This is a genomic window from Variovorax paradoxus B4 (assembly GCF_000463015.1).
Taxonomy (GTDB): domain Bacteria; phylum Pseudomonadota; class Gammaproteobacteria; order Burkholderiales; family Burkholderiaceae_C; genus Variovorax; species Variovorax paradoxus_E.
In genome coordinates this window covers 155074-177461 of the sequence record NC_022247.1, presented here as the reverse complement: position 1 = coordinate 177461, position 22388 = coordinate 155074, and the positions used below count along the sequence as shown (strand labels likewise).

Genomic DNA, 22388 nt, shown 5'->3' with positions numbered 1-22388 from the left:
GGCGTCTTTAGCGGATGACCGAGAGCCAGGCGCTGGCGGCCATGCGCAGCTCCTGCGCGTGGTGGGCACCCCGTCCGGCACGGACATCGGCGCTTTCCATCAGCGCGGCGGCATGGCTGGCCGGGCCGTTGGCATTGGAAGAACGGAAGAAACGGGCCACTTGGGCAATGAGGCTGAACATGACAGTGCGCTGCTTTTGGCTGCGCCGGAGTGGTTGATGTCCTAAGAATAGGGGTTATCCCTAATATTGAAAGCCCCACTTCATGCGCTTTGTGCATGGGCTGATTCCCCTAGACTGGTTGCAATGAAGCTGCAATTGCTGTCCGACCTGCACCTGGAGTCCCATCCCCGCTTCCAGGCCGCGCCCGCGCCCGGCGCCGACATGCTGGTGCTGGCGGGCGACATCGGCTCCTACCAGGAAGGCTCCCGCCTGGCCGACCCCGACTTCGGACTGGGCCGGTTCTCGCCCCGCAACGGCTGGCCCGTGCCAGTGGTCTACGTGCCGGGCAACCACGAATACGACAACGCCGACTTCGACCAGACCCACGAGCGCCTGCGCGCGCTCTGCCAGGAGCTCGGCATCCTCTGGCTGGAGCAGGAGACGGCGGTGCTCGGCGGCATCCGCTTTGTCGGCACCACGCTCTGGGCCGACTTCGACGCGCTGGTGGAGCCCGCCGACGGCCTGGCGGACGCGCTCAAGAAGCGCGGCAAGGCCATGCGGGCGGCCGATTTCTACCTGGAGAAGGCCGCCACGGTGCGCCATGGCCAGCCGTTCATGGCCGGCGCGCTGCGAGACCAGGCGCTGGCGTGCCAGGCCTGGCTCGAGCAGGCGCTGGCCGAGCCTTTCGACGGCGCCACGGTCGCCATCACGCATTTCGCGCCCAGCCTCGCCAGCGCCGATCCGCGCTACGGCCTCACGCCCGGCACGGCCGGCTTCTGCAATTCGCTCGATGCGCTGCTGCCCCGCGCCAGGCTGTGGCTGCACGGCCACCTGCATTGCCCTTCCGACTACGTGAAGGACGGCTGCCGCGTGGTGGCCAACCCGCTCGGTTACAAGGGCAAGGGCGAACAGGAGGGCTTTCGCCCGGACCTGCTGATCGAAGTGTCCTGAGCGCGGCTTGCGACCGTTGCACCTTGGCGAGGCTCAGCTGCCTCGCCCCTTGGCCACCAGGCGAATGCCGGGCATCAATTCAGCTGCGAGCTCAGGGCGTTCGAGCGCGTAGTCGAGGTTCATGCGTGCGATCTCGACATGCTCTTCGCCCAGCGCCTGCGCGCGCGAACCCTGCCCGCGTTCGATGGCCTGCACCATCGCATGGTGCGTGCGGTGCGCCTGGCGCATCCACTGCTGGCCCTCTTCCATCGACGACTGCATCGGCAGCATCGCGCTGGGCGCGGCGAAGGGCTGGCCGCCAAGCATGTCCATCACGCGCTTGAGCGCAAGGTTGCCGCAGCCTTCGACAATCAGCTTGTGGAAGCGGTCGTTCATCTCGACGTAGGCCGCGTAGTCGTCCAGCTCCATGCTGGGCTTGTTCACGGCCCGGTCGCCGGCCTCGAGGCACTCTTTCAGGTCACGCAGCAACTGTCGTGGTGCACCGTCTTCGGCCAGCAGGCGCGCCGCGAAGCCTTCGATCACGCCGCGAACGCGGATGGCGTCGGCCACTTCCTGCGAGGTGAAGCGGCGCATCTGGTAGCCGCCGCCGGGCGATTGCTCGATCAGGCCTTCGTGCTCGAGGCTGGCCAGCGCCAGGCGCACCGGGGTGCGCGAGGCGCCGAGCTTCTCGGCGATCGGAATCTCGGCCAGCCGCTCTCCGGGCACGAATTCGCCCTTGAGAATCATGTCGCGCAGCTGCACCAGCACGCGGGATTGTTGGGAGTCCATCGGGAAGCGCCAGGGAGAGGGAATGAGCGGATTCTAGGAGACCCGCCCGCCATTGCACGCAGCATATTTACCCTGGCTCGGTTGTTGCATGCACTTCCAGGCAGCAAGCGTCAAAAACACATGCAGCGCTTCACGTTAACCCTATATTTGGCGTCGCCAGCCCCCGATTAAGGGCGAAATTGCCGATAAAGATTTGACCCGGATCGAGGAACACCCAGACAATGCATACAACTGCATGCAATGCCTGCAGACTTCTTCCTGAAGCACCCACGATGGAGCCCGCACGATGATCAGCGCCGAACAAAACGATTTCATCACCCGCGTCGGACCCGGCGCGCCCGCCGGCAAGCTGCTGCGCCGCTACTGGCAGCCGGTGGCCCTGGCCGACGAACTGGCGGGCCCGCGCCCGGTCAAGCCCGTGAAGCTCATGGGCCAGGACTTCGTGCTGTTCCGTGACGAGAACGGCCAGCTCGGCATGCTCGACCGCGACTGCCCGCACCGCGGCGCCGACCTGGCCTTTGGACGCCTGGAGAACGGGGGCCTGCGCTGCGCCTTCCACGGCTGGCTGTTCGACGCCAAGGGCAACTGCCTCGAGACCCCCGCCGAGCCCGCGACCAGCAAGCTGTGCAGCCGCATCAGGCAGTCGGCTTACCCGGTGGTCGAGAAGAGTGGCGTGGTGTTCGCGTACATCGGCGAGGGCGAGCCCCCGGCCTTCCCGGAGTTCGACTGCTTCGTCGCGCCCGACAGCCACACCTTCGCGTTCAAGGGCCTGTTCGAATGCAACTGGCTGCAGGCGCTCGAAGTGGGCATCGACCCCGCACACGCTTCCTACCTGCACCGCTTCTTCGAGGACGCGGACACCTCCGAGAGCTACGGCAAGCAGTTCCGCGGCGCCTCGGCCGATTCCGACATGCCGATCACCAAGGTGCTGCGCGAGTACGACCGCCCCGACATCAGCGTGGAGCCCACCGACTACGGCTTGCGCCTGAAGGCGCTGCGCAAGCTCTCCGAAGACACCACCCACGTGCGCGTGACCAACGTGGTGTTCCCGCAGGCCTTCGTGATCCCGATGAGCGCCGAGATGACCATCTCGCAATGGCATGTGCCGGTGGACGACACGCACTGCTACTGGTATGCCATCTTCACGAGCTTCACCGGCCCGGTCGACAAGCAGCAGATGCGCGACCAGCGCCTCGCGCTCTACGAACTGCCCGACTACACCTCGCGCAAGAACAAGCGCAACAACTACGGCTACAGCATCGACGAGCAGCTGACCGAAACCTACACCGGCATGGGCGACGACATCAACGTGCACGACCAGTGGGCGGTGGAGTCGCAGGGCCCCATCCAGGACCGCACGCGCGAGCACCTCGGCAGCACCGACAAGGGCATCATTGCCTACCGCCGCGTGCTGGTGAAAGCCATCGAAGCCACGCTGGCCGGCGAGAGCGCGCCGATGCTGATCGACGCCGCGCAGGCCGGCGCGATGTCCGGTCCGCCGTCCATCGACGGCATCGGCCACGTCAGCGGCGAGGAGGCCACGGAGGCCTACTGGCAGGAGGCCGACCGCGCACGCCGCCTCAAGTCGGACTGGGCCTGCGCACGGCTCGCTGCCTGAGCACGCCCGCCATGAGCAGCAGCAACACCTTCGTGGACCGCTTCGGTCTCTGGTCCGACGACCAGCATGCACAGGCGCGCGAGCTGGTGCGCCGCATCGACAGCGGCGAGGTGGACGTGATCCGCTTCGCCTGGCCCGACCAGCACGGCCTGCTGCGCGGCAAGACACTGGTTGCGAGCGAAGCGCGTGCTGCGCTGTGGGAGGGCGTGAACCTCACTTCCACGCTGCTGGCCAAGGACACCTCGCACAAGACCGTGTTCCCGGTGTTCAGCGCAAACGGCGGCTTCGCCATCGAAGGCCTGCAGGGCGGCGCCGACTTCACCATCGTGGCCGACCCCGCCACCTTCAAGGTGCTGCCCTGGGCGCCGCGCACGGGGTGGATCCTGTGCGATGCCTACATGGCGGACGGCAAGCCCTGCCCCTTCGCGACGCGGCAGATCCTGCAGCGCGCGGTGCGGCAACTCGACGAGCTGGGGCTCGATTTCATCGCCGGCCTCGAAGTGGAGTTCCACGTCTTCAAGCTCGAGGACGCGCGCATGGGCCTGGCCGATTCGGGCCAGCCCGGCGAGCCGCCGCGCGTGTCGCTGCTGTCGCACGGCCACCAGTATCTGACCGAACTGCGCTACGACCGCGTCGACGAACTGATGGAGCTGCTGCGCTCGAACCTGATCGCGCTCGGCCTGCCGCTGCGCTCGCTGGAGATCGAGTTCGGCCCGAGCCAGTTCGAGCTGACCTTCGGCCCCACGGCCGGCGTCATGCCGGCCGACACCATGGTGCTGCTGCGCAGCGCGATCAAGCAGATCTGCCAACGCCACGGATTGCACGCCACTTTCATGTGCCGGCCGAAGATTCCAAACGTGATGTCCAGCGGCTGGCACCTGCACCAGTCGCTGCGGCGCAAGAGCGACGGGGTCAATGCCTTCATGCCCGAGGCCGAAGGCCGGGACCTCAGCGAGATCGGCATGCACTACCTCGGCGGACTGAAGGCACATGCCTGCGGTGCGGCGGCCCTCGCGAGCCCCACGATCAACGGCTACCGGCGCTACCGGCCTTTCTCGCTCGCACCCGACCGCGCGATCTGGGCGCGCGACAACCGCGGCGCGATGCTGCGCGTGCTCGGCGGCGTGGGCCAGAGCGCCTCGCGCATCGAGAACCGCGTGGGCGAGCCGACGGCGAATCCGTACCTCTATCTCGCGTCGCAATTGTTCTCGGGGCTCGACGGCATCCGCAACGGCATCGATCCCGGCCCTTCGGCCGACGCGCCGTACGAAACGCCGGCCGAGCAACTGCCGCGCTCGCTGGGCGACGCGCTCGCCTGCCTGCGCAGGGACGAGATGCTCAACGCACAGATGGGCAAGGTCTTCGTCGACTACCTCTGCCACATCAAGGAAGCGGAAATCGCCCGCTTCAACCTCGAAGTCAGCGAGTGGGAACACCGCGAGTACTTCGACATGTTCTAGAAACCATGCCCACGATCCACTACATCCTCAAGGACGGCACCACGCGCGAGGTCGACGCCAGGATCGGCGCCAGCGTGATGGAGACCGCCATCCGCGGCAACGTGCGCGGCATCGACGCCGAGTGCGGCGGCTGCTGTTCCTGCGCCACCTGCCACGTCTACGTGGACGACGCCTTCGCCGACCTGCTGCCGCCGCCCGACGACATGGAGAGCGCGCTGCTCGACGCCGTCGCGGCCGAGCGCCGGCCCCATTCGCGGCTGAGCTGCCAGCTCAGCGTGACGGCGGCCTTCGACGGCCTCAGGGTGCGCATTCCAGAGACACAGGTCTGACGCACACTCGCCCGCTCCGCATTCATCCCACCTGAAAGGCGTTTTTCCATGACGACGATGACGAAGAGAACCGTTCTCTCCACCCTCCTGCTCGCCGGCTTCGGCCTGCTCGGCAGCGCGGCGCAGGCCGCTGACGAGCCGCTGCGCATCGGCCTCATTGCCACCTACTCCGGCCCGTACGCCGACTACGGCCGCCAGTTCGACGCCGGCATCGCGCTCTACCTCAAGGAGCACGGCGGCAAGGTGGGCGGGCGCACGGTCGAGATCATCAAGAAGGACACCGCCGGCCCCGCCCCCGATGCCGCCAAGCGCATTGCGCAGGAGCTCATCGTGCGCGACAAGGTGAACGTGCTCACCGGCCTGGACTTCAGCCCCAACGCGTATGCCGTTGGCGCCATCGCCACGCAGGCCAAGATCCCGACGATCGTGATGAACGCCGCCTCCTCGGCCATCACCACCAGCTCGCCCTACGTGGCGCGGCTGTCGTTCACCGTGCAGCAGGTCACCGACCCGATGGCGCGCTACATGCTCAAGGAAGGCATCAAGGACGCCTACACCGTGGTGGCCGACTACGCCTCGGGCGTCGATGCCGAGACCGCCTTCAAGAAGACCTTCACCGCCGGCGGCGGCAAGGTCTCGGGCGAGGTGCGCACCCCGATGAACAACCCCGACTTCTCGGCCTACGTGCAGCGCATCAAGGACGCCAAGCCCCAGGCCGTGTTCTTCTTCTTCCCCTCGGGCGTGATGCCGCCGGCCTTCCTCAAGGTGTGGAAGGAGCGCGGCATGGAGCAGGCCGGCATCAAGCTCTACGCCACCGGCGAAGCCACCGACGACAGCTACCTCGACGCCACCGGCGACGTGGCGCTCGGCCTGGTCACCAGCCACCATTACTCGTTCGCGCACCCCTCGCCCAAGAACCAGAAGTTCGTGAAGGACTTCGCCGCCGACAACGGCGCCAAGCTGCGCCCGAGCTACTTCGCCGTCACGGCCTACGACGCCATGGCCGCCATCGACCTCACGCTGCAAAAGACCAAGGGCGACGCGAGCGGCGACAAGTTCATGGACGCGCTGCGCGGCCTGCGCTTCGAGAGCCCGCGCGGCCCGATCGAGGTGGACCCGCTCACGCGCGACATCGTGCAGACCGTCTACATCCGCAAGACCGAGCGCGTGAACGGCCAGCTGGTGAACGTGGAGTTCGACAAGTTCGACCGCGTGAAGGACCCGGCCAAGGAAAGCTCGAACTGAGCACACCGGCGAGCAGCGCAGCAACAGGAGGCCCATGGGCATCGTGATCTTCGACGGGGTGGCCTACGGCATGCTCCTGTTCCTCATTGGCGTGGGCCTGTCCATCACGATGGGGCTCATGAACTTCGTCAACCTCGCGCATGGCAGCTTCGCGATGGTGGGCGGCTATGCGGCGAGCGTACTGATGAACCGGTGGGGACTGGGCTTCGGCCTTTCGCTGGCCGCCGCCTTCGTGGCGGCGGCGCTGGTGGGCGCGGTGCTGGAGTTCGTGTTCTACCGGCGGCTGTACCGCGCGCATCCGCTCGACCAGGTGCTGCTGTCGATCGGCGTGGTGTTCGTGTCGATGGCCGCCTTCACGTATTTCTTCGGCCCGACGATGCAGCCCTTCACCCTGCCGCCGGCGCTCGACGGACAGGTCGCGCTGCTCGGCCTCGACGTGGGGCGCTATCGCCTGTTCCTGATCGTCTGCGGCGTGGCCGTGCTGGCCGCACTGCTGCTGGGCCTGGGCAAGACGCGCTACGGCGCGATGGTGCGCGCGGCAGTCGACAACCAGCGCGTGGCGGGCGGCACCGGCATCCATGTGCAGCGCCTGTTCTTCCTGACTTTCTCGCTGGGCTGCGGCCTCGCGGGCCTGGGCGGCGCTTTGAGCCTGGGCATGCTGGGGCTGGAGCCTTCGTTCCCGCTCAAGTACCTCGTCTACTTCCTGATGGTGGTGTGCGTGGGGGGTGCGGGCACCGTGACCGGGCCATTCATTGCGGCGCTGCTGGTCGGCATCGTCGACGTGGCGGGCAAGTACTACCTGCCGGAAGCGGGCGCCTTTCTCATCTACGTGTTCATGATCGCCATGCTGCTGGTGCGGCCGAACGGCATCGTTGCGAAGAAGGGGATCGCGTGAAACACACCGTGCGTTGTTCGGGGCGCGATCACGCCGACGGGGTACGCGGCGAAGCGAGTGTCCTCCGGCCTGCGGCCTCCCCCTTTATTTCGCTGCGCAAGGCACCCCATCGACGTGATCGTTGGGCAGAGCGGTCGTTGATCGGTCGGCACAGGAGCCGCGCCTCTCGTGCGCAGGGCATCGGGTGCTCCCCGCAGCGAAATCAAGGAGGAGCCGAAGGCGGGGGACATTCGCGCAGGGGAGTACCCGGTGGCCTGTGCACGCGCCCTGAACAACAGCGCTGCGCACACCGGCACTACGCAACACAACGCACAGAGCACCCAGGATGAAGCCTGTCACGATGTCCCCCGCGCAGCTGCGCATCGCCGAACTCGCTTTCTGGCTGGCACTCGCGTCGAGCTTCTTCCTGCTGCCCGACAAGCTCACGCTGATGAGCCAGGTCATGATCTTCGGCCTGTTCGCCGTGTCGCTCGACATGGCGCTAGGCTACGCCGGCATCCTCACCGTCGGCCACGCGGCCTTCTTCGGTGCAGGTGCCTATGCGGCCGGCCTGCTCGCCAGGTACGGCTGGAGCGAGCCCTTCACCGGCCTGGTGTTCGCGCTGGTCGTCAGCGGCATGCTGGGCTATGCGTTGAGCTATCTCGTGGTGCGCGGCGCCGATCTCACGCGGCTGATGATCACCATCGGCGTGTGCGTGCTGCTGTACGAGCTGGCCAACCGGCTCTCGGGCATCACCGGCGGCACCGACGGCCTGCAGGGCGTCGTCATCGCACCGGTGCTCGGCCTGTTCGACTTCGACCTGTACGGCAAGACCGCGTTCTGCTATGCCTTCGTCGTAGTCCTCGCGATGTTCCTGCTGGTGCGGCTGGTGCTGCGCTCGCCCTTCGGCCTCGCTCTGCGCGGCATCCACGACAGCCGCAAGCGCATGACGGCCATCGGTTCTCCGGTCGAGGCACGGCTGCGCATGGCCTATGCCATGTCGGCGGCCGTGGCCGGCGTGGCAGGCGCACTGCTGGCACAGACCACGCAGTTCGTCGGCATCGAGTCGATCGGCTTCAACCGCTCGGCCGAAGTGCTGATCATCCTGGTGCTCGGCGGCACGGGTCGCCTGTACGGCGGAATGATCGGCGCCATCGTCTACATGCTGGTGCACGACTGGTTCGCGGACATGAACCCGCAGTACTGGATGTTCTGGCTCGGCATCTTCCTGATCGCGGCGGTCATGCTGGGGCGCGGGGGCATCATGGGCGCACTGTCGCGCCTGGTGCGGCTGGGGAAGGCGCGATGAGTGCTGCCACCACGCACACCCTGCGCACGCAGGGCCTCGGCATCCGCTTCGGTGCCTTCCAGGCGGTGGGCGAGGTGAACCTCTCGCTCGAACCGGGCGCGCGCCAGGCGTTGATCGGGCCCAACGGTGCCGGCAAGACCACGCTCATCAACCTGCTCACCGGCGTGTTCAGGCCCACGAGCGGATCGATCCACATGGGCGATCGCGACATCACCCGCCTCTCGGGCGACAAGCGCGCCCGCATGGGGCTGGCGCGCACCTTCCAGATCAACACGCTGTTTCCCAGCCTCACGCCGCTGCTGTCGGTGGTACTCGCGATCTGCGAGCGCGAAGGACTGGGCGCCACCTGGTGGCGCCCGCTCAAGGGCTGCACGGCGGTGTTCGACGAAGCGCATGCGCTGCTCGGCGCGCTCAAGCTCGACAGCCTGGCCGACGTGCCCGTGTCCGAGCTGGCGTACGGCAAGCAGCGCCTGCTCGAGATTGCACTGGCGCTTGCGGCCAAGCCCCGCATCCTGCTGCTCGACGAGCCCGCGGCCGGTGTGCCGGAGGACGAGAGCGGCGAATTGTTCGAAGCCATCGCGGCGCTGCCGGACGACATCAGCGTGCTGTTCATCGAGCATGACATGAAGCTCGTCTTCCGTTTCTCGCGCCGCATCTCGGTGCTGGTGGGCGGCCGCATCCTCACCGAAGGCACACCGGCCGAGATCGGCGCCGATCCGCGCGTGCGCGAGGTCTACCTTGGACGCTCCCATCGCCATGTCTGAAGTGCTTGCCTTCGACCACGTCACGGCCGGCTACGGCAACGCCGTGGTGCTCGACCGTCTCGACTTTTCGCTGCAGCAGGGCGAAAGCCTCGCCATCCTCGGGCGCAACGGCGTGGGCAAGACCACGCTGCTGGAAACGCTGATGGGCAACACCCGCGTGATGCAGGGCGCGGTAAGGTGGCAGGGCGAAGACATCACGCGCTGGCCCTCGCACCGGCGCGCGCGCGCGGGCCTGGGCTGGGTGCCGCAGGAGCGCGAGGTGTTTCCCTCGCTCACCGTGGAAGAAAACCTCACGGTGATCGCGCGGCCGGGCGGCTGGAACCTCCAGCGCGTCTACGACTTCTTTCCGCGCCTGCGCGAGCGGCGCAGCAACTACGGCAACCAGCTCTCCGGCGGCGAGCAGCAGATGCTCGCCATCGGCCGCGCGCTGATGACCCATCCGAAGCTGCTGCTGCTCGACGAACCGATGGAAGGCCTGGCGCCGATCATCGTGGAAGAGCTGGCCGCCGCGATTCGCCGCCTGTGCGAGGCCGAAGGTCTGGCGTCCGTCGTCGTGGAGCAGCACCCCGTGCTGGCGCTGGAGATGACGCACCGCGCGATCGTGCTGGAGCGCGGCACCGTGGTGCATGCCGGGCCGAGCAACGAGCTGGCCGCCGATCACGGCCTGCTCGAAGGGCTGCTCGGCGTCGGGGTCTGATCGCCGGGTCGAGAACCTAGCTCAGCATCTGGCCGCGGCTGCCGATCACGGCCACGTCCACGAACTGCCCGCCTTCGCGGTTCGTGCGCCCGTAGCTGATCTTCACGCCGCCCAGATCGAAATTCTCGATGCTGGCCATTCCCGCCATCACCGAAGCGCGCGTGAGCGAGCCGCCGGCGCGGCGCATGCCTTCGGCGAGCACGGCGGCGTTCATGTAGCCCTCCAGGCTGGTCAGCGAGAACTCCTTGGTGCCGTTGGCCAGCATGTCGGCCTGGTAGCGGCGCACGATCTCGAACTTGGTCGAGAACGGCGACGGCACCACGACCACGAAGCCCAGGCCGCGCGCCAGGTCGCCCATGGCGGACAGCGCGCTTGCGGTGATCGAAAGCCCGTAGGCCGAGCTGTTGCCGCCCGCGTCGCGCAATGCCTTCATGAAAGCCGGCGCCGTGCCGGCCAGGCCGATGAGCACGACCTGCGGCTTGGCCTTGGCGATGGCCTCGGCCGCAGGGCCGACTTCCATGCTGGTGGTGTTGGGCGTGGTCGCGATGACGGCCGGCTCCAGTCTGGCCTTGGCGAGCGATGCCTTGAACGCTGCCAGCACCGACTGCCCGAGCGGATCGTTCGAATGCACGAGGCCGATGCGGCTCTGGCCCAGCACGGCCGCCGTGCTCACGAGCTTGTCGATTTCCTGGTCGTAGTTGACGCGCACCCAGAAGGTATTGGGCGAGGTCTTCTTGCGCAGCGAGATGGTGCCGGTGATGGGGCCCACCACGGCCATGCCGGGCACGGCGTCCATCACCTCGGACGTCTGGCGGGTGCCGAGCGGATGCACCAGCGCAAGCACGGAGCTGTCCTTCTCGAAGGCCAGTGCGTTGGCCTTGGCGAGGTCGGGCTTGAACTGGTCGTCGGCCATGACGAGTTCGATCTTCGTGCCGTTGATGCCCCCTGCCTTGTTCAGCGCATGGAAGAAGGCGCTCGAACCCTGGTGGAGCCCCTGGCCGTTGGCCTTCTCGACGCTGCTGTTGTCGAAGGTGGTCCCGATGCGGACGGTCCTGCTCTGCGCCAGCGCCGGAAATCCCAGGCTCGCACCGGCCGCCGTTGCGGCCAGACCGGTCAGCACATGGCGACGGCGGGTGGAAAGCGGCGCAATCGACTCGCGCGGCACGGGAACGGTCATGTCGAAGTCTCCAGGATTCAGTGACAAAAATTCACATTTTGATTAGAAATGTAACGCAAGCCATCGATCCGAAAGTGACAACCGTTGGGTGCAGGCGACCGCTACAGCAGCTCTTCGCCCACGATCGGCAGCAGCAGCCAGTTCTTGAAGCGCAGCCAGAGAAACTCGCCGGGCTCGTCCTCGTGGACGACGTCGCCACCGTCGTCGTCGTACTCCAGCCACTGCACGCGGCGGCCGCCGGGCGCGAGCCGCAGCCGGTAGCCCAGGCTCACGCGCGCTCCGCCCAAGAGTTTTTCGTAGTCGGCCACCAGTTCCGGGCTGTCGATCACGAGGCCCATCTCGGTGTTGACCGCGGCGGAGCGGCGATCAAGATTCATCGAGCCGATGAAGAAACGCTCGTCGTCGATCACCGCGATCTTGGCGTGCAGGCGGCTGATCGACTGGCCGAAGTTGCCGAAGTGCCTCGAGCGTCCGGTGAGCATCGGCGCAATCTCGTAGATGGTGACGCCGATCTTCAGCATGTCGGCGCGATAGCGTTCGTAGCCCGCATAGGCCAGCGGCTCGTCGGTGGCGCCCAGCGAGTTGGTCACCACGGTGATCCGCCCGCCGCGCGCGATCGCCGCCTTCATCATGGCCATGCCGGGCGGGCCGGGAATGAAGTACGGCGAAGCGATCTTGACCTCGCGCTTGCCCGAATTGATGACGCCCAGCGCACCCTCGTTCACGCTGCCCGCATAGGCGGCCCCGGGGGCGCGCGTGATCTTTGCGGGGTCGTCCACGAACAGCGTGAACGGCGCCCAGCGCAGGTCGACCTTGCCGGTGGTTAGCTGCTCGCCCACCGGCGACCTGTCCATCACGTCGCGCTGGCGAATCGGCACGTCGGGCTGCGCCGTGCTGGCGATGGCATCGAAACGCTTCTGCGCCTCGTCCACCGTCATGCGCAGCGGCGCGATGCGCTCGATGGGCCAGGCATGCTCGCAGTTCCAGTAGCGGTCGAAGCCTTCGGACATCTGGCGCACGACCGGCCCGCTGGAAAGCACGTCCATGTCGATGAAGTTCGCCGCCGTGCCGCGCATGAAGTATTCGTTGGCGATGTTGCGGCCGCCCGAGACGGCAAAGCTGTTGTCGGCCACCAGCAGCTTGTTGTGCATGCGATGGTTGATGCGGCCGAAATCCGCAACCGAGAACAGGAGCCGTAGCGCAAGCGAGTCGGCCCGCGAAGGAAGCGGGTTGAACAGCCGCACCTCGACATTCGGAAACGCCGAGAACGTGGCGAACACGTCGTCCTCGCCGGCCGTGTAGAGGTCGTCCACCAGAAGGCGCACCCGGACGCCGCGTACCGCCGCGTCGCGCAATTCGCGCAGCAGCAGCAGGCCGACGTCGTCTTTCTCGATCAGGTAATACTGCACGTCGAGCGACTTCTCGGCGTGCCGCGCGAGCGAGATGCGGGCGTCGAACGCGAAGGCTGCCTCCGGAAGCAGCCGAAAGCCGGACAGCGATGCTGCGCTATCGGACGCGCCCAGGCGCGCCAGCTGCCCGAGCGCGGTGTCGCCCACGTCGATGATGGCCGCGGTGGGCTCGCGCGGTTGCGGCGGCGGCAAGCCCGCGCACCCCGTCAGCCACGCCGCGGCCACGCCGGCCCACACCAGGGCTGCGAGCCTGCGGATCAGGGAAGAGGCTGCCATGGCCGGCACTGTAGCCCGAAGCAGGCGCGGGCGGAGCCCTATGATCGCGCTCACAAAAAGGGAAAGAACACGCGTGCTCAACGGCTTGTGGCTGGGTTTCTTCGGAATGGCGATGCTGGCGGCGCTCGGGCGCTGGCTCGTGGGCGGCGATCCGGCGGTTTTCGCGGCGATCGTCGAAAGCCTGTTCGCCATGGCTCGGCTTGCGGTCGAGGTGATGGTGCTGCTGTTCGGCACGCTCACGCTATGGCTCGGCTTCCTGCGCATCGCGGAGGCGGCGGGGCTGGTCGGCTGGCTCGCGCGCCTGCTCGGCCCGCTGTTCAGGCGGCTCATGCCGGGCGTGCCCGCGGGCCATCCGGCCCTGGGCCTGATCACGATGAACTTCGCGGCCAATGCACTCGGGCTCGACAACGCGGCCACGCCCATCGGCCTGAAGGCCATGCGCGAACTGCAGCGGCTGAACCCCGACCCGGTCACGGCCACCAACGCGCAGATCCTGTTCCTGGTGCTCAACGCGTCTTCGCTCACGCTGCTGCCCGTGACGATCTTCATGTACCGCGCGCAGCAGGGCGCGAGCGATCCGACGATGGTGTTCCTGCCGATCCTGCTGGCCACCAGCGCATCGACGCTGGTGGGCCTGCTCTCGGTGGCCGTGGCGCAGCGCCTGCGGCTGTGGGACCCGGTGGTGCTGGCCTACCTGGTGCCGGGCGCGCTGCTGCTGGGCGGCTTCATGGCGCTGCTGGGCACGCTCTCGGCGGCGGCCATTGCGTCGCTCTCGTCGCTCATGGGCAATCTCGCGCTGTTCGGCGTGATCATCGTGTTCCTGCTGGCCGGCGCGATCCGGCGCATCAAGGTCTACGAATGTTTCATCGAGGGCGCGAAGGAAGGCTTCGACATCGCGAAGAACCTGCTGCCCTACCTGGTGGCGATGCTGTGCGCGGTCGGCGTGCTGCGCGCCTCCGGCGCGCTGGACTTCGTGCTCGGCGGCCTGCGCTGGCTGGTGAGCGCAGGCGGCTGGGATTCGCGCTTCGTCGACGCCATGCCCACCGCGCTGGTCAAGCCCTTCTCGGGCAGCGCGGCGCGCGCGATGCTGATCGAGACCATGAAGAGCCAGGGCGTGGACAGCTTCCCCGCCCTCGTGGCCGCCACCATCCAGGGAAGCACCGAAACCACCTTCTACGTGCTGGCGGTGTACTTCGGCGCGGTCGGCATCCAGCGCGCGCGGCATGCGGTGGCCTGCGCGCTGCTGGCCGAGCTGGCAGGGGTGATGGCGGCGATTGCGGTCTGCTACTGGTTCTTCGGCTGAGCGCCGAGAAACCGGCCCTTGCGAGCGGGGCGATGCCGCCCGCCAAGCAGCCGTCCGTGCGCTGAGCCAAAATGGTCCTCCGCCGTCCAACGCACAGCCTCTTCCGTGACCTCCTCCCGCCGGGCCAAGCCCCCTACCTTTTCGCCCGAAGAATTCCGCGAAGCGCTCGGCATGTTCGCCACCGGCGTGACCATCGTCACCGCGCGCTCGGCCGAGGGTACGCTGGTCGGCCTCACGGCCAACTCGTTCAATTCGGTGTCGCTCGCGCCGCCGCTGGTGCTGTGGAGCCTGGCGCGCGCGGCCGGCTCGATGCCGGCGCTCAGCACCGGGTCGCACTACGCCATCAACATCCTTGCCGCCAACCAGAAAGGTCTGGCCGAGCGCTTCGCCACCAAGAACATCGACCGCTGGGCCGATGTGGCCTTCACCGAAGGGCTTGGCGGTGCGCCGGTGCTCGCGGGCGCGGCGGCGAGCTTCGAATGCTTCAACCGCAGCCGCTACGACGAAGGCGACCACGTGATCTTCGTCGGCGAAGTGGAGCGCTGCACGCACAATGCCGGCGCCTCGCCGCTGCTGTTCCACGGCGGGCGCTTCTACACGGAGCATCCCTTGTGAACCGCAGCGCCGCGTTCATGTGCGTGCTGCTGCTGGCTGCGCAGAACGTGGTGGCGCAGGAGCCGGCAACACCGCTCAAGCAGAACTGGTTCGACGATCCGTTCTTCCGGGTCTCCGCCGGCCTGCCCGCCTGCGCCATGCCCGAAGGTCCGCTTTATACCGCCGAGGAACGCCGCGCCCAGACCCATTCAAGGCTGGAGCGCGGCACCAGCTGCTGGCTCGCGGGCAAATGCACCGACAGCAACGCCTACCGCTACGACAAGCCGCTCGCGCCCAAGGTGCGCGCCGCGCTGCTGGCCGTGCCGGGCGTGCAGAAGGCGAGCGTGTGGGTGATGATCCAGCGCCGCTGGGTCTACCTGCAGGGCTGCGTGCCCTCGGCCGCACTGGCCAGGAAACTCGAACGCGCCGCGCGTGCGGTGCCGGATGTCGAAACCGTGGTGCCCGACCTGATGACCGGCACGCGGGGCAAGCCGCCGTATCCCGTCGCCGGCCGGTGAACAAGCAGCAGCAACAACAACGCGACGAATGATCCAGCGCAAGACCCACCTCGACTCCCTCGCCATCGGCCTTCTGATCGCATGCTGCGCGTTCTGGGGCCTGCAGCAGATCCTCATCAAGACCACCGTCACCGAAGTGCCTCCGCTCTGGCAGGCCACGGTGCGCATGGTGGGCGCCGTGGTGCTGCTGTGGCTCTGGTGCCTGTGGCGCCGCGTGCCGCTTTTCGAGCGCGACGGCACGCTGCCGGGCGGCCTGCTCGTGGGCCTGCTGTTCGCGGGCGAGTTCGCCTGCATCTACCTGGGGCTGCAGCACACCTCGGCCTCGAGGCTCACGGTGTTTCTCTACACCGCGCCGTTCTGGGTGTCGCTGCTGCTGCCGCGCTGGGTGCCCGCCGAGCGCCTGCACGGCCTGCAGTGGCTGGGCCTGGGCATCGCCTTCGCGGCGGTGCTGTTCGCGTTCAGCGAAGGCTTCGGACATTCGAGCTCGGGCCAGTTGCTCGGCGATGCGATGGCCATCGTGGGGGGCATGCTCTGGGGCCTGACCACGCTGGCGCTGCGCACCACGCGGCTCGCCACCGCGAGCGCCGAGAAGGCCCTGTTCTACCAGGTGGCCGTGACCGCGGCCGTGTGCCCGCTGCTGTCGCTGGCGCTCGGCGAAAGCTGGGGCTTCTCGTATTCGGCCTGGGCGTGGACCTCGATCGGCCTGCAGACCGTGATCGGCGCCTTCGCGAGCTATCTCACCTGGATGTGGCTGCTGCGGCACTACCCCGCCACGCAGATGTCGTCGTTCAGCTTTCTGACGCCGCTGTTCGCGCTGGTGTTCGGCGTGGTGCTGCTCGGCGAACCGCTCACGCTGCAGCTGATGCTGGCGCTGGCGGGCGTGGGCCTCGGCATCGTGATGGTCAATCGGCGAAAGGCGCGGCCATGAAAGACACGGACTTCCAGCCGGTGCTCGACGACATCGTCGCCACCCTGCGGCCGCTGCTGGGCACCGCCGGCACGGTGGCCAGCTACATCCCGGCGCTGGCCTGCATCGATGCGCGCCAGCTCGGCATTGCGCTGCGCACCTGCGACGGCACCGAGGCCTTCGCTGGCGATGCCCAGACACCGTTCTCGATCCAGAGCGTGTCGAAGCTCTTCACGCTGACGCTGGCCATGCAGCGCATGGGCGACGCGCTGTGGGAGCGCATCGGCCGCGAGCCCTCGGGCAATCCCTTCAACTCGCTGGTGCAGCTGGAAAACGAGCACGGCAAGCCGCGCAATCCGTTCATCAATGCGGGTGCCATCGCCGTGGCCGACCGCCTCGTGAGCCAGGCGCTACAGGCCGGCGGCAGTGCCAAGGCCGACATCCTTGCGTTGATGGGCAGCCTGTGCGGCGAGCCGATCTCGTTCGACGACGAGGTGGCACGCTCCGAAGCCGCGACCGGCTTTCGCAACATCGCGCTCGCCAACTTCATGAAGAGCTTCGGCAAGATCGACAACGACGTGGCCGTGGTGCTCGACACGTACTTTCACCAGTGCGCGCTGCGGATGAGCTGCCGCCAGCTGGCGCGCGCGGCGGCCTTCCTGTGCCGCGACGGCGCGCATCCGATCGACGGCCAGGCCGAGGTGACCGGCGAGCGGCAGACGCGCCGCATCAATGCGCTGATGCTCACCTGCGGAACCTACGACGCCGCGGGCGACGTGGCGTTCTCCATCGGCCTGCCGTGCAAGAGCGGCGTGGGCGGCGGCATCGTGGCCGTGGTGCCCGATCGGCTCACGCTGTGCGTGTGGTCGCCTGCGCTGGACGGCACGGGCAACTCGTTGCTGGGAATGAAAGCGCTGGAACTCTTCGTCGCACGGACCGGGCTTTCGGTCTTCTGAGCGGCTGCTGTTTGCTCGCGCCCCTGATCAGACCGGCATTGCAACCGGCTGCGTGCGGAGGCACCCGATCCCCTCGAGCGAAGCCTCGACCGCTTCGTCGAGCGGCGTGTGCGGCTCGCGGCCGAGGCACGCGACCAGCCGCGCGTTGTCCATCCGCACCGGCGTCTCCCACAGGTAGCGCATTTCGCGCATCTCGCGAAAGGTCGCTACGAAAGGCGAAGCCAGCGTCAGCAGCCACCATGGGAAGGCCGCCACGCGCGGTTCGACACCCGTGCGGCGCGCCACCACGCGGCGGATGGCGCCACTCATCCGCGTGCCGTCGGCATCCCAGTGGCCGGCCATGTGAAAGCTGGCGAACGCCTGCAGCCTGTCGCGGCGCTCCAGCAGTTCGACCATGGTGCGCGCCACGTCCGGCAGGTAGGACCACTGGTGGCCGATGCCGCCCCTGCCGGGGTAGCTCACTGCGCCGACCGGCTTCCCCGCCTTGACCAGCCCCTGCGAGAACCAGTTGTTGCCGGCCTTCGGGCCGAAGAAATCGCCGGCGCGCACGATCAGCACGCGGGCGCCGCGGCGGCTGGCGGCTTCGAGCCGCCTTTCCATCTCCACGCGGATCGCGCCCTTGCGCGTCGCCGGGCGCTGCGGCGAGTCTTCGGCGAGCAGCGCAAATGCATCCGGCCCGTAGTTGTAGACCGTGCCGGGCAGCACGATGGTGGCGCCTTCGGCGGTCGCTGCCGCGATGGTGTTGTCGAGCATCGGCAGCACCAGCTCCGGCCAGCGGCGGTAGCCGAGCGGGTTGACCGCATGCACGATGACCGAGCAGCCCTTCGCGGCCTCGGCCACGGCGTGGCGGTCCATCGCATCGCCGGAAATCCAGGTGATGCCGTCCTTGCGCGCCACCGCGTCCGCCGCGCCGCGCTTCAGCGCGCGCACCTGCCATCCCGCATCGCAAAGCTGCCGCGCCACCTCGCCGCCGATGCCGCCCGTGGCACCAAGAACCAGAACCGTGTTGTCGCGTGCCATGAAAAGCGCTCCAGAAGAGTTGTCGATGGATGAATTCTGGAGCGCGGTCCGTTCCATTGGAATTGCCTAACATGAGCCAGCGGCTATACATTTGTGCATGACCTCAATGAACATCGGCTGGGAGCTCTATCGCTCCTTTCTCGCTGTGCTGCGGGAGGGCTCGCTCTCCGGCGCGGCACGCGCGCTCGGCATCACCCAGCCGACGGCGGGACGCCATGTCGCGGCGCTGGAAAAAGCCCTGGGCGTGGTGCTCTTCACGCGCTCGCAAGTGGGCCTGATGCCCACCGAGATCGCGCTGGCGCTCAGGGGCCACGCCGAGGCGATGGAGAGCACCGCCGCCTCCCTGGCCCGCGCCGCCACCAGCCAGGGCGAGGGCGTGCGCGGCGTGGTGCGGGTGTCCGCCAGCGAAGTGATCGGCGTCGAAGTGCTGCCGCCCATCGTCGCGCGGCTGCGCGAACAGCATCCGGAACTGAAGGTGGAGCTGGTGTCGACCAACCGCCTGCAGGACCTGCTGCGGCGCGAGGCCGACATTGCCGTGCGCATGGTCCGCCCGAAGCAGGAGCAGCTGGTGGCGCGCCGCATCGGGCAGATCGAGCTCGGCTTCCATGCGCACAAGGACTACCTGGCCCGCCATGGAACGCCGCGCAGGCTCGACGAACTGGCCGCACATTCGGTCATCGGCTACGACCAGCCCTCGGCCTTCGTGCGCAATGCGGGCAAGTCGCTGAAGGGCTTCAGCCGCGATGCCTTTTCGCTGCGCACCGACAGCGACCTGGCGCAGCTCGCGCTGATCCGCGCCGGCGCGGGCATCGGCATCTGCCAGGTCGGGCTGGCCCAGCGCGACAGCGCGCTGCTGCGCCTGATGCCGCGCACGTTTTCGCTGAAGCTCGAGACCTGGGTCACGATGCACGAGGACCTGCGCAGCAACCCGCGCTGCCGCGCCGCCTTCGATGCACTGGTCGATGGCCTGCAGCATTACATCGGCTCCCAGGCGCAGGCGAAAATGGGCCGCGCACGAACCCGAGCATCCGAATGACCGAAGCTACAGACTCCACAGATTCCGACACCCTCCCCCTTCAGGAACCCCGCCTCTGGCGCGACGACCACTGGACCGCCCGCGTCATCAAGAACGAGGAAGACGACGGCTGGGCCGTCGAGATGACCCGCCACGGCGACCCCGAACCGGCGCTGGTCGGCCCCTGGACCATGGGCCGCGACAAGAAGAACCCGAAGCCGCTCGACGGGCCCGCCTTCTCCACCCTGGTGAAGACCGCCGCCGAGGTGATTCGCCGCCACGAGCAGCAGCTGCACGCCACGCTCAACAAGAGCGTGACCGTGACGGCGCAGGGCGGCCGGCGCATTCGCGTGTCGCTCGCCATCGTGCCCGACGAGGACAACCCCTCGGCCATGCTGAGCGCACATGACGACGAAGACGACAGCGAGCTCGCGAGCGTCAGCGTCTCGCCTGCCTTCAAGCTTACGTCCGGCAGCGCCACCAGCTGGATCGAAGCCGACTTCGCCCGCCCGCGCTAACCAGCGGCGCCGCAGCGGTGTGCGCGCGAATACCACACGTTCTGCGTATCCGCCAATCAGCGAAAGAACGTATGTTCACGCAGGGGTGAGTTGAGAAGAATCCGCCCCAACGAGCAATCGTTATCAGTCCTTCATTCATACGACGCCCGCTGCCAGTGCTGCCAGCGAGGTGTCGGGCAATAAAGCCCGAATCGGTTTCAACACCGGTTCGGGCTTTTTTGTTTTTCGGTCGCAACGAAGCCTTTTCAAAACGGATGCGCGCCATCCGGGGGCGGAGCTTTGCCCGGAGAGAAAGCACTGGCAGCACAGCGCTCGTTTGCAGGCGCCGCGCCGCGGGAGGAGACACCCCACGCACGGCGGCCGAAGGTCGGATGTTCCTGATGACTCGCACAAAACCAAAGCAAAGGAATTTGACATGACGAACCCCTTCAATCGCCGCCAGATCGTGAAGACCGGCGGCTCGATGATCGTGCTGGGCGCCGCGGGCGGCGTTGCCAGGTTGGCGGCCGCGCAGGATGGCGCCACCGTGAAGCTCGGGCTGCTGCATTCGCTCTCGGGCACCATCGCCATCGCCGAGGCCTCGCTGGTCGATGCCGAAAAACTGGCCATCGAGGAGATCAATGCCGCCGGCGGCGTGCTGGGCAAGAAGATCGAGGCGGTGGTCGAAGACGGCGCCAGCGAGAACCCGGTGTTCGCTGAAAAGGCGCGCAAGCTGCTGGAGCGCGACAAGGTCGCCGCCATCATCGGCTGCTACACCTCGGCGTCGCGCAAGGCGCTGCTGCCGGTGCTCAACCAGGCCAAGGGCCTCCTCTTCTACCCGACCTACTACGAGGGCCAGGAGCAGGACAAGCGCGTGTTCTACCCCTCGCAGGAAGCCACGCAGTCGGTCATCGCGGCGGTCGAATGGATGGCGCGCGAGAAGGGCAAGAGCTTCTTTCTCGTGGGCTCCGACTACATCTACCCGCGCACCTGCAACAAGATCGCCAAGCCCGCCATTGCCTCGGCCGGCGGCAAGGTGCTCGGCGAAGAATATGCGCCGCTGGGCCACACCGAGTTCTCGTCGATCATCAACAAGATCAAGGCCGCCAAGCCCGACTGCATCTACAGCACGGTGGTGGGCGGCTCCAACGTGGCTTTCTACAAGCAGCTGCGCGCGGCGGGCCTCGACGGCAGCAAGCAGGTGCTGCTGTCGACCGTGGTGTCCGAGAATGAAATCGACGGCATCGGCAAGGACAACGCCGCGGGCTACTACGCCTGCATGGGCTACTTCCAGAGCATCAAGTCGCCGGCCAACGAGAAGTTCGTGAAGGCCTTCAAGGCCAAGTACGGGCAGGACCGCGTGATCGGCGACCCAATGGAGGTGGCCTACAACTGCGTGTACCTCTGGAAGCTCGCGGTCGAGAAGGCCAAGTCCTTCGACGTCGACAAGGTCACGGCCGCCACAGCGGGCGTGGAGATCGAGGCACCCGAAGGCACGGTGCGCGTGCACGCCACCAACCACCACGTGTGGAAGAAGGTGCGCGTGGGCCGCGCACGGCCCGACGGCCAGTTCGACATCGTGTGGGAATCGCCGCAGCTGGTCGAGCCCAACCCCTTCCCGAAGGTCTGACCCCGATGAACTTCGACATCGCGGTGATGCAGGTGTTCAACGGCGTGAGCCTGTTCACCATCCTGCTCCTGATGGCCATCGGGCTGGCCATCGTCTTCGGCCTGATGGGCGTCATCAACATGGCGCACGGCGAGCTGATGGCGCTAGGCGCCTACATGACCTACCTGGCGGCACGCTTCTTCGCGCACTTCGCGCCGGGCTGGATGGACCTCTACCTGTTCGCCGCGATCCCGTTCGCGTTTGCCGTGACCTTCGCGTTCGGCTATGTGCTGGAGCGCGGGTTCATCCGCTTCTTCTACGAGCGGCCACTCGACACCCTGCTCGCGACCTGGGGCCTGAGCCTGATGCTGCAGCAGGCCTACCGCTCCATCTTCGGCGCGCAGGAAGTGAGCGTGCCGCTGGCCTCGTGGCTCGCGGGGGCGTGGGAGCCGACTCCGGGCATCCAGCTGCCGCTCACGCGCATCTTCATCGTGGGGCTGACGGCCATCGTCGCCATCGGCGTGTACCTGCTGCTCTACCGCACCTCGTGGGGACTGAAGGTGCGCGCAGTGACGCAGAACCGCGCCATTGCCGGCGCGGTGGGCATCGACACGCACCGTGTCGATGCGATGACCTTCGCGCTGGGCTCCGGGCTCGCGGGCATCGCGGGCGCGGTGTTCACGATGATCGGCTCGACCAACCCGGGCACCGGTCAACTCTACATCGTCGACTCGTTCATCGTGGTGGTGTTCGGCGGCGTGCAGAGCCTGGTTGGCACCGCGCTTTCGGGCTTTGCCATCGCGCAGTCGCAGACCTGGCTCGAGTACCTGATGAGCGGATCGATGGCCAAGGCCACCATTTTGCTGCTGGTGATCGCGGTGCTGTACTTCCGGCCCAACGGACTGTTCGCAACGCGGTCGAGGAGCTGACGG

Annotated in this window: 23 protein-coding genes; 18 read left to right on the top strand and 5 right to left on the bottom strand. The window is 67.5% G+C overall.

The window, feature by feature from the left end; all coding sequences use genetic code 11:
- Nucleotides 1–7: 7 nt before the first annotated feature.
- Entirely contained in the window at nucleotides 8–181 is a 174-nt protein-coding gene (locus tag VAPA_RS34775) for a hypothetical protein (protein WP_021004880.1), read from the bottom strand.
- A gap of 123 nt (nucleotides 182–304) precedes the next feature.
- Between VAPA_RS34775 and VAPA_RS00865 the strand changes: the two genes are divergently transcribed.
- Nucleotides 305–1111: a metallophosphoesterase gene (locus VAPA_RS00865; RefSeq protein ID WP_021004879.1), complete on the top strand. Its 807-nt coding sequence runs from the start codon at nucleotides 305–307 to the stop codon at nucleotides 1109–1111.
- A gap of 33 nt (nucleotides 1112–1144) precedes the next feature.
- Here VAPA_RS00865 and VAPA_RS00860 read toward each other — a convergent pair whose 3' ends face one another.
- Complete coding sequence (locus tag VAPA_RS00860; protein ID WP_021004878.1) at nucleotides 1145–1879, bottom strand: GntR family transcriptional regulator; 735 nt, start codon at nucleotides 1877–1879, stop codon at nucleotides 1145–1147.
- Nucleotides 1880–2165: 286 nt separating this feature from the next.
- Between VAPA_RS00860 and VAPA_RS00855 the strand changes: the two genes are divergently transcribed.
- The 8 genes from VAPA_RS00855 (at nucleotide 2166) to VAPA_RS00820 (ending at nucleotide 10175) form a co-directional block, all read left to right on the top strand.
- Nucleotides 2166–3497, top strand: coding sequence for an aromatic ring-hydroxylating dioxygenase subunit alpha (locus VAPA_RS00855; protein ID WP_021004877.1), 1332 nt, complete (start codon nucleotides 2166–2168; stop codon nucleotides 3495–3497).
- A gap of 11 nt (nucleotides 3498–3508) precedes the next feature.
- Nucleotides 3509–4957, top strand: a complete 1449-nt coding sequence (locus VAPA_RS00850) for a glutamine synthetase family protein (protein ID WP_021004876.1) — start codon at nucleotides 3509–3511, stop codon at nucleotides 4955–4957.
- A gap of 5 nt (nucleotides 4958–4962) precedes the next feature.
- Nucleotides 4963–5286, top strand: coding sequence for a 2Fe-2S iron-sulfur cluster-binding protein (locus VAPA_RS00845; protein WP_021004875.1), 324 nt, complete (start codon nucleotides 4963–4965; stop codon nucleotides 5284–5286).
- A gap of 48 nt (nucleotides 5287–5334) precedes the next feature.
- Nucleotides 5335–6531, top strand: a complete 1197-nt coding sequence (locus VAPA_RS00840; protein ID WP_021004874.1) for an ABC transporter substrate-binding protein — start codon at nucleotides 5335–5337, stop codon at nucleotides 6529–6531.
- 34 nt (nucleotides 6532–6565) lie between these two features.
- Nucleotides 6566–7426, top strand: coding sequence for a branched-chain amino acid ABC transporter permease (locus tag VAPA_RS00835; protein WP_021004873.1), 861 nt, complete (start codon nucleotides 6566–6568; stop codon nucleotides 7424–7426).
- A 325-nt stretch (nucleotides 7427–7751) separates the two neighbouring features.
- Complete coding sequence (locus VAPA_RS00830; protein ID WP_021004872.1) at nucleotides 7752–8714, top strand: branched-chain amino acid ABC transporter permease; 963 nt, start codon at nucleotides 7752–7754, stop codon at nucleotides 8712–8714.
- Nucleotides 8711–9478, top strand: coding sequence for an ABC transporter ATP-binding protein (locus tag VAPA_RS00825; protein ID WP_021004871.1), 768 nt, complete (start codon nucleotides 8711–8713; stop codon nucleotides 9476–9478). Before VAPA_RS00830 ends, VAPA_RS00825 begins: the two co-directional genes overlap by 4 nt.
- Nucleotides 9471–10175: an ABC transporter ATP-binding protein gene (locus VAPA_RS00820; protein ID WP_041945963.1), complete on the top strand. Its 705-nt coding sequence runs from the start codon at nucleotides 9471–9473 to the stop codon at nucleotides 10173–10175. Before VAPA_RS00825 ends, VAPA_RS00820 begins: the two co-directional genes overlap by 8 nt.
- Nucleotides 10176–10191: 16 nt before the next feature.
- Here VAPA_RS00820 and VAPA_RS00815 read toward each other — a convergent pair whose 3' ends face one another.
- Together VAPA_RS00815 and VAPA_RS00810 are read right to left on the bottom strand one after the other, a co-directional pair.
- The gene (locus tag VAPA_RS00815) at nucleotides 10192–11352 is read right to left on the bottom strand and encodes an ABC transporter substrate-binding protein (protein WP_021004869.1); all 1161 of its coding nucleotides are present in this window, start codon (nucleotides 11350–11352) and stop codon (nucleotides 10192–10194) included.
- A gap of 101 nt (nucleotides 11353–11453) precedes the next feature.
- Complete coding sequence (locus VAPA_RS00810; RefSeq protein WP_021004868.1) at nucleotides 11454–13037, bottom strand: phospholipase D family protein; 1584 nt, start codon at nucleotides 13035–13037, stop codon at nucleotides 11454–11456.
- A gap of 73 nt (nucleotides 13038–13110) precedes the next feature.
- Here VAPA_RS00810 and VAPA_RS00805 point away from each other — a divergent pair, with 73 nt between their 5' ends.
- From VAPA_RS00805 to VAPA_RS00785, 5 genes are all read left to right on the top strand, one after another.
- Nucleotides 13111–14340 (top strand): nucleoside recognition domain-containing protein, encoded by a 1230-nt coding sequence (locus VAPA_RS00805; protein ID WP_021004867.1) that lies wholly within the window; start codon nucleotides 13111–13113, stop codon nucleotides 14338–14340.
- 105 nt (nucleotides 14341–14445) lie between these two features.
- Complete coding sequence (locus tag VAPA_RS00800; protein WP_021004866.1) at nucleotides 14446–14955, top strand: flavin reductase family protein; 510 nt, start codon at nucleotides 14446–14448, stop codon at nucleotides 14953–14955.
- Complete coding sequence (locus VAPA_RS00795; protein WP_021004865.1) at nucleotides 14952–15452, top strand: BON domain-containing protein; 501 nt, start codon at nucleotides 14952–14954, stop codon at nucleotides 15450–15452. The genes VAPA_RS00800 and VAPA_RS00795 overlap by 4 nt, the downstream gene beginning before the upstream one ends.
- 28 nt (nucleotides 15453–15480) lie before the next feature.
- On the top strand, nucleotides 15481–16380 hold the full coding sequence (locus VAPA_RS00790) for a DMT family transporter (RefSeq protein WP_021004864.1): 900 nt from the start codon (nucleotides 15481–15483) through the stop codon (nucleotides 16378–16380).
- Nucleotides 16377–17315 (top strand): glutaminase, encoded by a 939-nt coding sequence (locus VAPA_RS00785; RefSeq protein ID WP_021004863.1) that lies wholly within the window; start codon nucleotides 16377–16379, stop codon nucleotides 17313–17315. Before VAPA_RS00790 ends, VAPA_RS00785 begins: the two co-directional genes overlap by 4 nt.
- A 27-nt stretch (nucleotides 17316–17342) precedes the next feature.
- Here the strand turns inward: VAPA_RS00785 and VAPA_RS00780 are convergent, their stop codons facing one another.
- Nucleotides 17343–18335: an SDR family oxidoreductase gene (locus VAPA_RS00780; RefSeq protein WP_021004862.1), complete on the bottom strand. Its 993-nt coding sequence runs from the start codon at nucleotides 18333–18335 to the stop codon at nucleotides 17343–17345.
- Between the two features lie 97 nt (nucleotides 18336–18432).
- Here VAPA_RS00780 and VAPA_RS00775 point away from each other — a divergent pair, with 97 nt between their 5' ends.
- The 4 genes from VAPA_RS00775 (at nucleotide 18433) to urtB (ending at nucleotide 22385) form a co-directional block, all read left to right on the top strand.
- Nucleotides 18433–19371, top strand: coding sequence for a LysR family transcriptional regulator (locus VAPA_RS00775; RefSeq protein WP_021004861.1), 939 nt, complete (start codon nucleotides 18433–18435; stop codon nucleotides 19369–19371).
- A complete protein-coding gene (locus tag VAPA_RS00770; protein WP_021004860.1) occupies nucleotides 19368–19868 on the top strand; it encodes a hypothetical protein in 501 nt (166 codons plus the stop codon). Before VAPA_RS00775 ends, VAPA_RS00770 begins: the two co-directional genes overlap by 4 nt.
- A 415-nt stretch (nucleotides 19869–20283) precedes the next feature.
- Nucleotides 20284–21477 (top strand): urea ABC transporter substrate-binding protein, encoded by a 1194-nt coding sequence (urtA, locus tag VAPA_RS00765; RefSeq protein WP_021004859.1) that lies wholly within the window; start codon nucleotides 20284–20286, stop codon nucleotides 21475–21477.
- Nucleotides 21478–21482: 5 nt separating this feature from the next.
- A complete protein-coding gene (gene urtB / locus VAPA_RS00760) occupies nucleotides 21483–22385 on the top strand; it encodes an urea ABC transporter permease subunit UrtB (RefSeq protein ID WP_021004858.1) in 903 nt (300 codons plus the stop codon).
- The last annotated feature ends 3 nt before the right edge of the window (nucleotides 22386–22388 follow it).

Excerpts from the sequence above, each read along its gene's own strand:
- VAPA_RS00865 (WP_021004879.1), top strand. The coding sequence starts at position 305 with ATGAAGCTGCAATTGCTGTCCGACCTGCACCTGGAGTCCCATCCCCGC.
- VAPA_RS00785 (WP_021004863.1), top strand. The coding sequence starts at position 16,377 with ATGAAAGACACGGACTTCCAGCCGGTGCTCGACGACATCGTCGCCACC.
- VAPA_RS00840 (WP_021004874.1), top strand. The coding sequence starts at position 5,335 with ATGACGACGATGACGAAGAGAACCGTTCTCTCCACCCTCCTGCTCGCC.
- urtB (WP_021004858.1), top strand. The coding sequence starts at position 21,483 with ATGAACTTCGACATCGCGGTGATGCAGGTGTTCAACGGCGTGAGCCTG.
- urtA (WP_021004859.1), top strand. The coding sequence starts at position 20,284 with ATGACGAACCCCTTCAATCGCCGCCAGATCGTGAAGACCGGCGGCTCG.
- VAPA_RS00825 (WP_021004871.1), top strand. The coding sequence starts at position 8,711 with ATGAGTGCTGCCACCACGCACACCCTGCGCACGCAGGGCCTCGGCATC.
- VAPA_RS00860 (WP_021004878.1), bottom strand. The coding sequence starts at position 1,879 with ATGGACTCCCAACAATCCCGCGTGCTGGTGCAGCTGCGCGACATGATT.
- VAPA_RS00855 (WP_021004877.1), top strand. The coding sequence starts at position 2,166 with ATGATCAGCGCCGAACAAAACGATTTCATCACCCGCGTCGGACCCGGC.
- VAPA_RS00850 (WP_021004876.1), top strand. The coding sequence starts at position 3,509 with ATGAGCAGCAGCAACACCTTCGTGGACCGCTTCGGTCTCTGGTCCGAC.
- VAPA_RS00845 (WP_021004875.1), top strand. The coding sequence starts at position 4,963 with ATGCCCACGATCCACTACATCCTCAAGGACGGCACCACGCGCGAGGTC.
- VAPA_RS00780 (WP_021004862.1), bottom strand. The coding sequence starts at position 18,335 with ATGGCACGCGACAACACGGTTCTGGTTCTTGGTGCCACGGGCGGCATC.
- VAPA_RS00830 (WP_021004872.1), top strand. The coding sequence starts at position 7,752 with ATGAAGCCTGTCACGATGTCCCCCGCGCAGCTGCGCATCGCCGAACTC.
- VAPA_RS00815 (WP_021004869.1), bottom strand. The coding sequence starts at position 11,352 with ATGACCGTTCCCGTGCCGCGCGAGTCGATTGCGCCGCTTTCCACCCGC.
- VAPA_RS00835 (WP_021004873.1), top strand. The coding sequence starts at position 6,566 with ATGGGCATCGTGATCTTCGACGGGGTGGCCTACGGCATGCTCCTGTTC.
- VAPA_RS00770 (WP_021004860.1), top strand. The coding sequence starts at position 19,368 with ATGACCGAAGCTACAGACTCCACAGATTCCGACACCCTCCCCCTTCAG.
- VAPA_RS00775 (WP_021004861.1), top strand. The coding sequence starts at position 18,433 with ATGACCTCAATGAACATCGGCTGGGAGCTCTATCGCTCCTTTCTCGCT.
- VAPA_RS00810 (WP_021004868.1), bottom strand. The coding sequence starts at position 13,037 with ATGGCAGCCTCTTCCCTGATCCGCAGGCTCGCAGCCCTGGTGTGGGCC.
- VAPA_RS34775 (WP_021004880.1), bottom strand. The coding sequence starts at position 181 with ATGTTCAGCCTCATTGCCCAAGTGGCCCGTTTCTTCCGTTCTTCCAAT.
- VAPA_RS00820 (WP_041945963.1), top strand. The coding sequence starts at position 9,471 with ATGTCTGAAGTGCTTGCCTTCGACCACGTCACGGCCGGCTACGGCAAC.
- VAPA_RS00790 (WP_021004864.1), top strand. The coding sequence starts at position 15,481 with ATGATCCAGCGCAAGACCCACCTCGACTCCCTCGCCATCGGCCTTCTG.